Genomic DNA, 14,163 nt, shown 5'->3' with positions numbered 1-14,163 from the left:
TAATTTTTTGGGGAATTTTCAGGGAATAAGGACGCCTACCATCTTTAACATTAAATCCTAAATGTAGAGGCGATTCGCGAATCGCCTCTACATTTAGGGTTGGCTATCCCCAAAGGCATAAGTCCTGTAACGGTTATCCAGTTCCCCCGTCAGAATGGCTCACCTGGGCTTAGAAAATGAGATATTCAAAAAAACGCTCAGTCCAAACTCCCCGTCGGGCGAAGATAAACCGTAAAAGCTCGGCAATCAAGCCATCAGAATTGGATTTTAATAAGGCAAATTCTGGTATTTTATACCGTTCTTTGTACGAATTATCATCTTGTTGCTCGACTGGATCTACATTGAGATCCTGGCGCACTTCTTCATTATTGAGGAGAGAGAGAAACACATCATAACTTCCAGCAATTCGATGAAAATTCCATTCTCGATTTTCTTCATAAACCCAGGCTAACCGTTCTAGTGGCGTCATTTTTAATCGTTCCTTTAACCAGGAGACTTTATCCTGACGTTCGGTACTCGCTTGCCCGAGTAAAAATAGAAGACCACTGTACATGACAATTCGACTGTGGCGAAGTTTAACATTCCGAAGCGGCCACTTCTCTGCTTCCTTGTCAAAACTCCATTGGTAGTTGACAGCGATCGCCCTAAAGTATCGAATGAGGTCATTTAAAAGAAAAGTCCATTCTTTTTTAGAATCTTCTGTCACATATCCTGCTGCATACCTATCTACAATTATCCCCATTAATCCGCTATAATTTTCATTTTTATAAAGCGGTTGTGTTTCCAAAAGCAACAACAGGCGTTTTCCAAAAACTCCATAATTTTCCTGGGCATCTCCTACAGAGTCTAAAAGTTCCTTTTGGGTCGTAGCCCCGGCAAAAACTCCTGTTGGTTTGGGTTTTTGGATTTTAAGTTCAGCCAGAGCATTCCAGACCGAATCATAAGCCTTCGTTGCTTCCTCTAAGCCTAGCTCTTCCACATTGTCAGATAACACGATAATCAGGTCAGCATCAGAAACTTCGGGAGATGCTTCCATTCTTCCGATAGAGCCTGCTGCGGCAACGGTGTAAACATCTGGATGAAGCTCTGCCCTAGACAGGGCCTCTCTGATTTGAATAATTAAGTTTTTTGATGCCTCCCAATTTTCCTGGAGTGTCTGATATCGATCAATATCGACTGAGGGTATCCTCCATTGCCGTTGATAAGGATATTCGGGATCTTTAACTTGATTCATGAACCACCTTTATTTAGTGACTATCTTGTAGAAAACGGGGGAGCTTCAACGCGCTCCAGCTAAATTTTAACACTTCAGCATTTGGAAAAGACAATCCCATGACATCAGAGGCATTTTCTCGATTTTCTAGGATACCCACCATGATTCTCATCGGCCCCATGTGTCCACTGATCAGGATTTTATTAACCCGTTGATTTAAAACCTGATCCGCTAAATCAATTAAAAAAGCAAGGATTCGTCTACTAACTTCTCGATAACTTTCTCCATTTTCAGGCGCATAATTCAGATCTCCCGCCTCATATTCGGGAATCCAGTGGAATTTCTGGCCTTCCAATACCCCGAGTCTGCGCTCATTTAGTCTAAAATCTTTAAAAATTTCATCAACCCTAACTTGACCCTGTTCCACAGCTAAATCAAGAGTCCTTTGCGAACGGTGTAAATCAGAGCAAAAGCCGACCTCGTAGTGGGGGTCAAGCTTTAACCCCAGACTTCTAGCCTGCTCTTCACCTTGCTTGGTTAGTTCAACATTCAGAGAGCCTGTAATCAGTTTTTTAGCATTGGTTTCGGTTTGAGCATGACGGATTAAATGTAAATCTACGATCTGGGGAAAGACGATAGGACTTTCGAGGCGCTGATATATATCTTCCCACCTCATCGAACCGCTCCTGGGGAAGTCTGTGTAATCAGTTATTTTATGGAGAGATTGTGTACTCATTAATGGGGGTCCTCAAATCTATGGAATTATCAGTTTTACTTTACATTATTCACATGATCAGGTTTTCCGGGAATTTTGTCAATACAGGTTTTTAAATCATTTTTGAATCAACAATCGGGGACGGCCCTTGATAAAATTCAATCCCAGGGGTTCCAGATACCCAAAGGGATCTTATTCATCCTAATTCCCATAACTTGTACAAGCCGGAGTAACCTGTTACAATGAACAGAGATTAACATCACAGGAGGTACCGTGGAAGTCAAAGCCAAGCTGACCCTAGAAGAATTTTTTGCTTTACCGGAAGGGGATCTTACTTACGAACTGGTTGATGGAGAAGCTAAACCCAAAATGTCACCGAAACGATTTCATTCAAGATTAACGGGCATCCTGTTTCTACTGCTGACGCAATGGCATCAAAACCGGGGTGAGGTGGGAATTGAGTGGGCCATAAGACTCAAACGCAAGGGTCAAGACTGGGCACCCATCCCTGATTTGCTGTATATCTCAGATGCTCGCCTGTCTCGCGATCGCATCCTGGATGAACCCTGTCCCGTTCCTCCTGAATTAGCCATTGAAATTATTTCACCGGACCAAAGTTTTGGCGAAATCAGTGGCAAGGCGATCGATTACTTAAATGCCGGAATTTCTCGCGTCTGGGTTATTGATGCTCAAGTCAAAACTATAACTATTTTCTATCCCGATTCTCCCCCCCAAACCAAACAGGGAGATGAAGTCATTACCGATGAATTATTCCCCGGATTAGAATTCACTCCCGCCCAGATTTTTGATGACGCTAAAATTCCTTAACCCCTGCAAGAATTGCCGAAACTTTAGCAATTTAGGCATGATCCATCCTATCCCCTTCTCCCAATTCACCCCATCCACCGCCAACCCTTGATCCAGCCTAATCCCTCAGACTGAGAGGCCCCATTCTGAAATTTTTACTCCGGATATACCATAAAGCGTTTAAAATAAAATTACAGAGTGTGTAGATTTGTATCAAGTTCGGATTAAGAAACTCATGGCCCCTGCTGTTTTAATCGAAAACCTGCAAAAGCGTTACGGAACCGTGGAAGCGGTCAAAGACGTCTCGTTCCAAATTGCTCCCGGTGAAATCTTCGGGCTATTGGGTCCCAATGGTGCAGGCAAAACCACCACCATTCGCTGTTTGTGCAGTCTGGTCACCCCGGATGCCGGTCGTCTGGAGGTTTCTGGCATTGATGTGGTGGCAAATCCTAAATTGGCCCGCACCAAACTGGGTTATGTGGCCCAGGAAGTGGCGTTAGATAAGGTGCTGACGGGTCGCGAACTGTTGGAATTGCAAGCGGCATTATATCATATTCCCAAATCTTTAGCAAAAGATAGAATTAAGACGGTCCTCGCCTTGTTAGGATTGGACGAATGGGCCGATCGCCAAACGGGCAAATATTCTGGGGGTCTCAAGAAGCGTCTGGATTTGGCGGCAGGATTGTTGCACCAACCGGATGTTTTAGTCTTGGATGAACCCACCGTGGGATTGGATATTGAGACTCGCATGGCAGTATGGGGATTTCTGCGGCAGTTGCGCGAGAATGGGACAACGGTGTTGATTACCAGTCATTATCTGGAAGAAATTGATGCCTTGGCCGATCGCGTAGCCATTATCGATCGCGGTCAAGTGATTGATAGCGGCACTCCCTCTGCCTTAAAAGATAAAGTCGGAGGCGATCGCATTACCCTACGCATCCGGGAATTCTCCCCAATAGAAGAGGCGCAACAAGCCAAATCCTTACTCGAACCCCTGCCGTTTGTAGAAGAAATTATCATCAATAACGCCCAAGGCAATTCCCTGAATTTGGTGGTCAAATCCCAAAGTGATGCCCTATTAACCATTCAGCAAGCCTTACGAGATGCGGGGTTACCCACCTTTGGAATTGCCCAATCTCGACCCAGTTTAGATGATGTTTATCTCACGGCCACGGGTCGCACCCTGTTAGATGCAGAAATTGCCGCAGCAGGAACTCGCGACCCGAAAAAAGAACGCAAACAGAATATGCGATAACATCATGCCCAATTGGGTTTTTCCCCTGCTAATTCAACTGCAAAAAATACCATAAACAATCAGATTATGAGTCAAACCGTTACACCAAATCCAGCTACAACCTTAAGTAACCCCGGGCTTGAGATTCCTTCCAGTAGCCCCATCGGAGAATTTACTCAGGAAACCTTGGCCCTGACCAAACGGCTGTTTATTCAATTACAGCGCCGTCCTTCTACGTTAATTGCCGGGGTGATTCAGCCTTTGATGTGGTTGATTCTATTCGGTGCTTTGTTTCAAAATGCTCCCCAAGGAATGTTTGGCGAGAGTGTGAATTATGCCCAATTTTTAGGGGCGGGGGTGATTGTGTTTACTGCCTTTTCTGGGGCGTTAAATGCGGGATTGCCGATTATGTTTGATCGCGAATTTGGCTTTCTGAATCGCCTCCTGGTTGCCCCCCTCTCGACTCGGTTTTCGATTGTCGTAGCTTCGGCAATTTATATTTTGCTGTTGAGCTTGATTCAAACTGCGGTGATTGTGACTGCCGGGGCCTTTATGGGGGCGGGATTACCAGGAGGATTTGGATTGGGGGCGATCGCCTTTATTACCCTGCTGTTGGTTTTAGGCGTCACCGGATTGAGTCTGGGATTAGCCTTTGCCTTACCGGGACATATCGAATTGCTGGCGGTGATTTTCGTGATTAACTTGCCGCTATTGTTTGCCAGTACAGCATTAGCGCCGCTTTCCTTTATGCCGAAATGGTTGCAAATTGTTGCTACCTTAAATCCCCTGAGTTATGCGATCGAACCGATTCGCTATCTGTACCTCCATTCTGACTGGACCCTGGGCAGCATCGTCATGCAGGCCCCTTGGGGAGAAGTCAGCTTTGGCGGTGCATTGGGAATCCTCGCCGGATTTGCAGCAGTGGCATTATTGAGCATTCAACCCCTACTCCGGAGAACTTTTGCTTAGTAGAATGGTCGGTATCATCAATGGTTCACCTGACAAACCTATGAAATCAAAGTTCACTTTGAAGGCAACTGCTCGAATTTCACTCGGAACCCTGGCGGCGATCGCCATGACTGCCGTAATGTTACCTGAGTCTGCGGCAGCAGAAGAAACGAACCGCGCCAGTGATTTACTAGAACCCCAAATTCAGCTTCAAAAAAATCCCTTTGAATCGACAAGTGGGGATGGACAGCAGATGAATGTATTGGATTTGATTCATCGCGCTCAATTCGGAACCACCCGCAGTATGCAGGAATTCAATCTCCAGCAACAGCAAAGTATCAATGATGCAGCAGCGGATTTTCGTTCTCGACAATTGGAAATGCTGCATAACAATCAACAACCGGAACTTTCTGAAGAAGAAGCGATACCCAACCCGGATTTACGTCCTGGGGGTACTCGTTAACTGAGTTGGGTTCATAAATTAGCCATAAACGCTGATGGATTAGCTTCCATCGGCGTTTATTGTTTGAAGTGAGGATTGAGTGGTTTTATCGCACTTGGGCCAAAACTAACCCAAACCAATCATTCGGGTCGGTCCAAGTTTTAACCGTGGTCAACCCTTGTTGTTGCAAATACTGATGCATTTCATCTAAATCGAATTTGCGGGAAATTTCCGTGAGGATGGTTTCTTCCGGTTTAAATTCAACGATTAAATCCAAAGCGCGCAGTTGCACGGTTTGGGTTCGCCGACTTCGTAAGTGCATTTCAATTTGATGTTGCCCTTCGTTATAAAATGCCCAATGCTCAAACTGGTCGGGTTTAAAATTGCCATCAAAGCGCCAATTCAAATGATGCAGCACATTTTGATTGAATTCGGCGGTTACCCCTTGAGCATCGTTATAAGCAGGCTCTAAAATGTTTGGAGATTTATGCAGGTCAATTCCTAACAGGAAATATTCTCCAACTTTTAGGGCCTGAACAATATCGGCAAAAAAGCGATCGCATTCTTCTGGAGTCAAATTGCCCAAGGTACTGCCTAAAAAGCAGAGGGTGCGAGTGGGAAGCAGGGCGGGCGTCAAGTTCGCTAGGGCTAATTCGTAGGTGCTAACTAAACCATGCACCTGCAATGAGGGATAATCTAAAAGTAACTGATTGGCGCTACTTTCTAACATTCCGCCACTGACATCAATCGGCAGATAACGCAGGGGATATCCCAGATTGGAGTATGCATCTAACAGAATTCGAGTTTTGGTGGAACTGCCACTGCCGAGTTCTACAATTTCGCTTGAACCCGTGATTTGGGCAATTTCTGCTGAACAATTCTGTAAAATTGCTGCTTCAGTCCGAGTGGGGTAATATTCAGGTAAGTCGCAGATTTGCTCAAATAAATGAGAACCGCGATCGTCATAAAAATAGCGGGGGGAAAGCGTTTTTTGCGTCTGGGTTAACCCCTGAATTACATCAGAACCGTTATCGATTTCTGTGGAAGAAAGGGTGGGACTGACTAATCTTTCTAGCCGCAAGCGTTCAGATAGAATAGCCGGTTCAAAGTCAACCCGGGTGGCTAACTCTGGGGTCTCAGACGGTTTTGCAAATTTCATCCGTATTGTTTGGGGTGGAGGCATGAACAAATCCGGCTCACGGTTCTATCAGTTATCTCATTGCTTATGAGACTGATTAGAATTACGATCGCCGTTCTTATATTGTCTCATTTTCTGGGAAGACTAGGGGGAAAAGTTCCTGCTTTAGGAATAAATTTCCTTACTAATCGCGAACTCTAATTAATCCGATGGGTTTGCATAATTCCTATTAATCACTTCCCCCAACACAGCGAAATCCTGCTAAAATCTGTCGCATCCAAGGATGATACCAGTTGCGGAAACTGCCGCGCATCGCCCAAGGACGAGTCGCCCAACTGCTGCCGCGTAATACGCGATGCTGTTGGTCAAAATAGATTTGGGAGTATCCGGGGTAGGGATAGGGTTGAAATCCGGGATAGGGGGCAAACCAGCTAGAGGTCCATTCCCAGACATTTCCCATCATGTCATAACATCCGTAGGCGCTAACCCCTTCGGGATAACGATTAACCGGGGTGGTTTGAGCGTGGTGATTATCATGATTGCACCGATCGCCCGTGGGAAATTCATCCCCCCAAGGATAGATGCGCTGGGTCTGGGTTACTGGGTCCCAACAGGCCGCTTTTTCCCATTCCGCTTCCGTAGGGAGTCGTTTCCCGACAAATCGCGCATACGCTTCTGCTTCATAGTAACTCACGCCGCAGACGGGATGATGATTAAACACAGGTTCATCTCGCCAATACAGGGGTTGAGTCACTTGTGCGCCTTGTAACCAGTCCCAACCGGCATTGGACCACCAATCCCGCGTTTGATATCCTCCGCATTGTATAAATTGCCGATATTGTTCACAGGTGACGGGATAGGGGTCAATGGTGTAATCGGGCAGGTACAATCGTTGGGGGGACTGCTCGTTATCCAAGGCATCGGGTCCATCGTTTCCGAACAAAAACTCTCCGGCAGGAATGGGAACAGCTTGAGTCGGCAATTCGGAAGCATTGGCGATCGCCTCCTCTCCTTTTCCCATCGCCCATTTCTGCAATTGCAAAACAAAGGCAATGGTTTCCGTATGCTGACTTTCATGCTGTAGGATAAACCGCCAAATTCGCTCTTGTTTGTCCAAATCAGCGGTTTTTAAAGACTCAAAAACCTGCGATCGCACCGCCGAAATATAATCCAGAATCTCCGGCAACGGTGGCAACTTAACTCGTTGATGTTTCGGCAATCCATCCTGTGCCATCAGTTGCCGATATTGGGGAAATAAGGGCGACATTCCTGCACCGCGTTCCAGCAACCATAATCCTTCGGTAAATCCAATATGTCCTAAGTGCCACCCCACGGGACTAAAATCGGGATGGACTTGACAGCGAAATGTCGCCTCATCCATCGACTCAAAGAGCTTGAGGGTGCCCAGACGACAGTGATGCATCGATTCGCGGAGTTGCTCTCGCACCGCAGCAGGGTCACGGAGTACCCCGGAGGCGATCGCCTTAGATTTGATGGATATTGATGTCAAGGTTCTCCCCCACCGTAATAATACTTTCTTCCGGACATTTATTCCAGTCTCCCTCGAACAAAGGTTCCGAGGCAATCATCACCGACTCGGGAAAGTTCGGATCATCCCGTAACCAATACAAAGACGGTGCACCCGTCTGATTAGCAAAGCGCGAGGCAACCAATTGATGTCCGTCAGTGATGATAAAATTCGCCGAAAATTTCACCCCTTCGGGTCTGGCGAGTTCTGTTAAAATCCTTAAGGTACTGTGCAATGCAGAAGTGAGGGGGGGATGCGCTTGCGGGTGATGATCTGCCGTGACATCTAAAAGGGATAGAAATAGGGCAAAAATATGTTCGGTGTCCGTCGTCCCGCTAATTTGCTGGTAAATATCATCCTCTAGCTTGTTGCGAATTGGACGATACAGGGTTTTGCGGAAGTTTTCGATAAATCCGTTGTGAACCGCGAGGATACCGCGATCGCCAAACGGCGGACAATTGCTCAACGTCACATCCTGTCCGGCAGTCGCACTGCGGACACATCCGAGGAAGGTTCCGGTTTCAATATACCGACTCAGATGCGGCAGGTTCGTATCATTCCAAATCGGCAGCAGATTTTTGTAGAGAAAGGGGTCAACCTCCGGGTCCGAATCATACCATCCGATGCCAAACCCATCGGCGTTGACGACTCCGGAAGTCATCTCTCGGGGTTGATAGCTTTGCGCTACCAGGGAATGTTCAGGTTTCAGGAGTAGGCAGTCGAGTTGAATCGGTCGGCCTAAGTAGGCAAGTAAACGACACATAGTAAATTTTGGATTTGACTCTGTAAAATTATAGAGCAAATCAGTCCCGAGTGAAGTTCAAACTTTGCTCCGATGACTTAAAACCCTTGTCAAGATAGGCAACCTACACAGATCCATGAAGTATATTTTTTTGTTTGTCATTTTGGGGACCGGACTGCTCACCCTGGGAGAGCAATTAGGCGGATTCGGATGGTTGTTCGCGTGGTTAGGAGTTGATTTTTTAATAGTGGCCGCTGCTTATCTGAAACTGGGGTATAAAATTTTTGGCAAGCGCTCAACCGATGGACAACTGGCAATCCCTTCGGTGGTCTTATTATTCCCTTACCTGTTATTTTGTTGGGGATTTTGGCATCTACAGCGCCGGTTTTTGCAAGAAGACTGTTATAATTATATCGCCCCGGGTTTGTGGATGGGAAGACGGGCTTTTGTGGATGAGTTACCCGCCGATATTAGTTTATTGGTGGATTTAACCGCCGAGTTCCCCGAACCCAAAGCGGCGCTAGTGGGGAAAGACTATCTTTGTTTACCGACTTTAGATGCTCATGTTCCCGATGAAGAAGAATTCCGCGCCTTAGTCCAAAAAATTGCGGATTGGCCGGGAAATGTTTACATTCACTGTGCCATTGGACATGGGCGATCGGCCACCGTCGCCGCCGCAGTTTTGATGACCCAAGGATTGGCAACAAATGCCCAGGAAGCGGAAGCGATGTTAAAGAAAGCACGACCCTGGATTAAGTTAAATCAAGCCCAGCGCAAGTTATTAGAAAGCATGGTATTTTAGTTCAGGAATAGACTCAGCGGCGGAACTGTCCTCAAGTGCTTCGTCGTTACTACAAACACAGAAGAAACTAAATCTCTTCGTTTGTAGTAACGACTTTAGTCGTTTCCGGGCGTTAACTTCATCGAGTAACCATAGACTCGGCCAACGCCAACACCCCCCTCGCCACCCAAGGGTATTTCAAAAAATCAATCATTCCTATTCGATTGTTAGAGGAGTATCCGTAATAGTAAGGTGGGCTCAAACCCACCCTACCACTAAATCTCTTCGTTTGTAGTAACGACTTTAGTCGTTTCCGGGCGTTAACTTCATCGAGTAACCATAGACTCGACCAACGCCAACACCCCCCCCGCCACCCAAGGGTATTTCAAAAAATAAATCATTCCTATTCGGTTGTTAGAGGAGTATCCGTAATAGTAAGGTGGGCAATGCCCACCCTACTATTACGGATACTCCCTGATTTATGAATCCCCCGATGGAGATTTAATTTTGTCTAAATCGGTTATTTTATGGCGGCTTAAAAATATGTAAACATTTAATTGTAATCTAGCGTCTATGCTATTTATTAGAACACAAACAGGAATCAATGTTTTATGAAATCTGAACGAATTCTTTTTTCATTGGTGTTAATGGGGTTGATTGGATTGATCGCCCCTTTAGGGGGACTGAACGCTGCCGAAGTGACCCGGCAAGGGTTAGGAGTAGAGTCGGCGAGCTTGATTGCGAAGGGCGATCGCCAGTTGGATCTGGATAATGTCCCGAGATCGGTGCAAAGTGCGGTGATTAGTGACCTGTCGCGTCGCCAAAATATCCCCGAACGACAAATCCGGATTACGGAAGCAACCCGCCAAACTTGGCCCGATTCCTGTCTCGGGTTGTCGGGACCAAACGAATTCTGCTCTCAAGTGCGAACCGATGGATGGCGGCTTGTGCTGACGGAAAATAACAATCGTTGGGTGTATCGCACGGATGAGAACGGTCGAACGGTCCGCTTAGAATCGGGACAGAATGCGGCGAGTACGGAGTTACCCACATCGGTTTCCAATGCTGTCTTACAAGCGGTCTCTAGTCGGGCGCGGATGTCTATCAACAATTTTCGGATTGTGAAAGCGGTGCGACAAACTTGGCCCGATGGCTGTCTGGGGGTTCCTCAAGCGGGGGGAATGTGCACTCAAGCCCTGGTTGAGGGATGGGAAGTGACGGTGATTAGCGATCGCACCCCAGGTCAGCGGTGGATTTATCGCACCGATAACTCCGGTCGCACGGTGATTTTATCTGAAGCTTACGATGGTCGGTCCAGCTTACCGCGATCGGGTCCTAATCCTGTCTCACAACCGGCTACAAATCGGCCTCTGACAAGTTCCTCCCAAATTCCCACTCACGAAATGCCGGAACCATTAACCCGGGGAATCATCTTCCGGGCCATTTCCAGTGGAGGAATCGCCGGACAGACTTATGAAACGGTCCTGATGAATAATGGTACATTGATGCAGGTCTTACAAGGACCCGGTAATGCCAATGATTCCGGGCGGCGAGTCGGTCGGATTTCGCCCCGAGAAGTGCAGGCGTTTCGACGGTTGCTTTCCCAGCAGCAATTCGATCGCTATAACGGTTTGAATGTAGCTCAGTCTCGGGGGAGTGCCGACTATATCACGGTTACCCTTTCTAGTCGTTCGAGTACGATTCGCTATGCCGATATTAGCCAAGAACAGCTACCCGCCAATTTACAGCCGGTGATTCAATCCTGGAATCGCATGGTGAGTCAAATTGGCCGGTAAAGGGTCCGTTAGGAGAGGGAATCAATTCGGATGAATTGAGAGGAAAATGAGGCGGTTCAGCCGAAGTAAAAGTGACTTAGATGGAGGGAAAAGGAGAAGTTATAAACCGGGTTTCTATTGCAATGGAGTGACGAATTCGCCCAAATGTTGTCCAGAAACCCGGTTTTTTATGGGACTGATTTCAGACAGAATCAATGCCTGAGCGCAACGAGATGGAACAGGGACCCGGGGAGCTAAACGGGGATAAATTGAATTCAGGTAGCCTGGGCTACAAGGGGGCAGAACGATTTGTGTATGAACGCGATCGGGCTGCCCGTCTTGATTTATGGGACATATCCTGTTACAGTTTAAAATATACCCGTAGCGGGTTTTACATAAACGCCCGATCAATAGTGTGGCGGGTTCGGATAAAACAGCGAACACCAATTCCATTCAATTCCTCCGATCCCTGTAATGAAAAGAGTGGGTTGCGAGTAATATCTTGTGATTTGAAGTCGGCTTAGATGACAGCCTAAAGTCTTGGATTTAGGTGTTGTGTTGTGGGGTTATCCTGGAACTCGCAACCCTTATGATTGAAGGAGCGTTTGCGGAACTTGCAGCCCGGGTGTTGTTGTCTAAATTGACATCTGAGGTTTGACCCGATCGCAGAAACTCCATCGAGATCTTTCCCCACGATGCAACGTGCAATCGGGATTAATTCCAACAGGCATTTAGGCATCGCCGATAACGGAGCAGTGCTATGAACCAGGACGAACAACGCCGTAAAAAACAGCCTAACCCGCTGGTACTCGCCGTCATGCTGACAGGTGTCTTACTGCTAGAGGTACATCCCAAAGTCACTTCTAGTGCTAGTGCCGTGAGCAATCCAATGGCGATCGCCGGTCAACTCGTTCGCAACACGCGCAATCTCCTGCGTCAAACGATTGACCCATACCGTCTCCCGGATGCAGTGATCCAGGCGGTTCAACAAGACCTTTCCCTCAAACTGGGAATGAGTCCCTCTGAACTCTCGATTACGGAGTACAGTCTCGAATCCCAGCCTCTGGAGTGCCAGGACAACTCGGATCCCACCGTGGATTGTACCGAAACCAGCCTCAAGCAATGGCGGATTGTCGTCGCCGATCGCTGGGTGTATCGCAGCGATCCCCAGGGACAGACCCTGCAACTGGAAACCCCGGATGTGCCGGTTAGCTATCTTCCCACAGAAGTGGCCAATGCAGTCTTAGAAGCCTCCGCCCGTCGTTCCGGGTTGGACATTGCCGAGTTGAGCATTACCCAGATTCAGGTCCGGGATTGGTCAAATCTCTGCCTAGAGGTAGATGAATCGGGGCAAAAGTGTGATAGCGAAACCACCCCCGGTTGGCAGATTGCGATCGCCGCTGGAAATGAACGCCTGGTTTATCACGTCGATCGCGCTGGAGAGGTCCTCTTATTCAATTCCGCCTTATCTTCAACCCTTGATCCCCTAGAGCAACCCCCTTTGCCCGAGGGTTTAGTCACCCTCGTCAAAGCTGACCTCATCAAAACCGTGGGGATTTCACCGGATCAATTGCAAGTCGCAGAATATAGCCCCCAAACTTGGAGAGACAGTTGCCTAGGATTGCTCAATTCCCAAGCCGTCTGCGATCGCAACCCGGTCAAAGGCTGGCGAATCGTCTTATCCAATGGGGACACTCGCTGGGTTTATCGCACCGATGCCACCGGCAAAACCCTCGGCTTAGAAACCTCAATTTCAGAACATCGGGACCCTAAAAACTAAGCATTTAACACCTAATTCAGACCGAATCTATAACCTCAAACCTTTAATTATTACCCTGATCTCGGCTACGTTACCCTGCAAAGGGAAACCTCATCCAACCCCGTCCCCCTGGAAATTCACTTTGGAGGTGGGGGCGTTGCACATTTATGGTATGATTCCATTGGACAGGGTTCAATTCCTTCAATTGGGGAGGGGTATAGTCCTATGTTTCAGGTAGTACAGAAGCAATCTGATAGAAATCGTTAACATTTCTACAGATTTTGAATAACATAAAGTTTTTCTCGTATTTACGGGCTAGATAATGTCTTAATCGCGTGTTTTCTCCTTCTACCCGAGTCATGGAGGGCTTGCTAACTATATGGTCAAGTTCATCAATAAATTGAGGATAAACTGCATAGCCATCCGTTACATAGAAGAAACACCCCAACCTCCAATAATTTTCCATAACGGTTTAAATGTTTCTTTGGATCTATCCCCGACCACAAAAGCTAAAATACCGGGAAACCTTTTGTCTACAGCGGTCCAGACCCAGACTTTATGTTTTTTTTACCCACATAAGTCTGTAACTCATCAACTTGGGAGACTTCAGGTATTTCTTCATAATCTGGGTCTTGTGGTCAACTCTTAGCCGCAGCTTTGACCCAATTGATAACCGTGTTATGACAAACTCCAGTTAGTCTTTCTATCCGTCGAAACCCATTCCCTTCAAGATAGAGATGTAAACAGTGTCGTTTAACTTCTTCGGGATAACCTGTTGGAGAATAGACCTCGATAAATTGACGACCACAATCCTTACATATATGGTTCTGTTTTCCTCTCTTCACGCCATTTTTACTGATATTGCTGGACTGACACTTAGGACAAATCATATTCTCTAGGGGTACGGACTACCTCTCTATCATACCATAGATGTGCAACGCCCTTTTTTTTGCTAACAGAGGGTTCGTCCTCAACCCCATCATGCGTGTCGTAATACCAGTCCGGTTTACCATCGCGTGATGGGGTTGAGTATTTTTTGAGGTCAAATAGGGAGAGTTGATCGGGGGTACTCATGACAACA

General features: G+C 47.0%; 13 protein-coding genes and 1 pseudogene. 7 read left to right on the top strand and 7 right to left on the bottom strand.

All coding sequences use genetic code 11. The annotated features are described in order from the left end of the window. Positions 1–169: 169 nt before the first annotated feature. Together NG833_RS03865 and NG833_RS03860 are read right to left on the bottom strand one after the other, a co-directional pair. Positions 170–1,234 carry a nucleotidyltransferase domain-containing protein gene (locus NG833_RS03865; protein WP_254564015.1) on the bottom strand — a complete coding sequence of 355 codons (1,065 nt, stop codon included), beginning with the start codon at positions 1,232–1,234 and terminating at the stop codon, positions 170–172. A gap of 13 nt (positions 1,235–1,247) precedes the next feature. Next, entirely contained in the window at positions 1,248–1,949 is a 702-nt protein-coding gene (locus NG833_RS03860) for a histidine phosphatase family protein (protein WP_254564014.1), read from the bottom strand. A gap of 252 nt (positions 1,950–2,201) precedes the next feature. Between NG833_RS03860 and NG833_RS03855 the strand changes: the two genes are divergently transcribed. The 4 genes from NG833_RS03855 to NG833_RS03840 all read left to right on the top strand — a co-directional run bounded on the left by NG833_RS03855 (position 2,202) and on the right by NG833_RS03840 (position 5,380). Then, a complete protein-coding gene (locus NG833_RS03855) occupies positions 2,202–2,756 on the top strand; it encodes a Uma2 family endonuclease (protein WP_254564013.1) in 555 nt (184 codons plus the stop codon). Between the two features lie 214 nt (positions 2,757–2,970). Then, positions 2,971–3,990, top strand: coding sequence for an ABC transporter ATP-binding protein (locus tag NG833_RS03850; RefSeq protein WP_254564012.1), 1,020 nt, complete (start codon positions 2,971–2,973; stop codon positions 3,988–3,990). Positions 3,991–4,056: 66 nt separating this feature from the next. Continuing rightward, positions 4,057–4,938: an ABC transporter permease gene (locus NG833_RS03845; protein WP_254564011.1), complete on the top strand. Its 882-nt coding sequence runs from the start codon at positions 4,057–4,059 to the stop codon at positions 4,936–4,938. A gap of 40 nt (positions 4,939–4,978) precedes the next feature. Next, positions 4,979–5,380, top strand: coding sequence for a hypothetical protein (locus NG833_RS03840; protein WP_254564010.1), 402 nt, complete (start codon positions 4,979–4,981; stop codon positions 5,378–5,380). A gap of 85 nt (positions 5,381–5,465) precedes the next feature. Here the strand turns inward: NG833_RS03840 and egtD are convergent, their stop codons facing one another. The 3 genes from egtD to egtC all read right to left on the bottom strand — a co-directional run bounded on the left by egtD (position 5,466) and on the right by egtC (position 8,788). Then, the gene (gene egtD, locus NG833_RS03835) at positions 5,466–6,518 is read right to left on the bottom strand and encodes an L-histidine N(alpha)-methyltransferase (RefSeq protein WP_254564009.1); all 1,053 of its coding nucleotides are present in this window, start codon (positions 6,516–6,518) and stop codon (positions 5,466–5,468) included. 208 nt (positions 6,519–6,726) lie between these two features. Further along, positions 6,727–8,007: an SUMF1/EgtB/PvdO family nonheme iron enzyme gene (locus NG833_RS03830; protein ID WP_254564008.1), complete on the bottom strand. Its 1,281-nt coding sequence runs from the start codon at positions 8,005–8,007 to the stop codon at positions 6,727–6,729. Then, positions 7,982–8,788, bottom strand: a complete 807-nt coding sequence (gene egtC, locus NG833_RS03825; protein ID WP_254564007.1) for an ergothioneine biosynthesis protein EgtC — start codon at positions 8,786–8,788, stop codon at positions 7,982–7,984. Before egtC ends, NG833_RS03830 begins: the two co-directional genes overlap by 26 nt. Before the next feature lie 115 nt (positions 8,789–8,903). Here egtC and NG833_RS03820 point away from each other — a divergent pair, with 115 nt between their 5' ends. From NG833_RS03820 to NG833_RS03810, 3 genes are all read left to right on the top strand, one after another. Further along, positions 8,904–9,569 (top strand): dual specificity protein phosphatase family protein, encoded by a 666-nt coding sequence (locus tag NG833_RS03820; RefSeq protein WP_254564006.1) that lies wholly within the window; start codon positions 8,904–8,906, stop codon positions 9,567–9,569. Between the two features lie 590 nt (positions 9,570–10,159). Further along, a complete protein-coding gene (locus NG833_RS03815) occupies positions 10,160–11,344 on the top strand; it encodes a hypothetical protein (RefSeq protein WP_254564005.1) in 1,185 nt (394 codons plus the stop codon). A gap of 739 nt (positions 11,345–12,083) precedes the next feature. Continuing rightward, positions 12,084–13,103, top strand: coding sequence for a hypothetical protein (locus tag NG833_RS03810; protein WP_254564004.1), 1,020 nt, complete (start codon positions 12,084–12,086; stop codon positions 13,101–13,103). 180 nt (positions 13,104–13,283) lie between these two features. On the opposite strand, the pseudogene NG833_RS03805 reads toward NG833_RS03810, so the two are convergent. Both NG833_RS03805 and NG833_RS03800 read right to left on the bottom strand, forming a co-directional pair. Beyond that, positions 13,284–13,972: pseudogene (locus tag NG833_RS03805) on the bottom strand (IS1 family transposase). After that, positions 13,959–14,163, bottom strand: a 205-nt coding sequence (locus tag NG833_RS03800; protein ID WP_254564003.1) for a hypothetical protein, incomplete at its 5' end; no start/stop codon positions are given. The pseudogene NG833_RS03805 and the gene NG833_RS03800, both read right to left, overlap by 14 nt.

The organism is Oscillatoria sp. HE19RPO, from assembly GCF_024220515.1.
Taxonomy (GTDB): Bacteria; Cyanobacteriota; Cyanobacteriia; order Cyanobacteriales; family Laspinemataceae; genus Laspinema.
The sequence above is the reverse complement of the archived record's forward strand: the minus strand, read 5'-3'. Positions and strand labels throughout refer to the sequence as shown.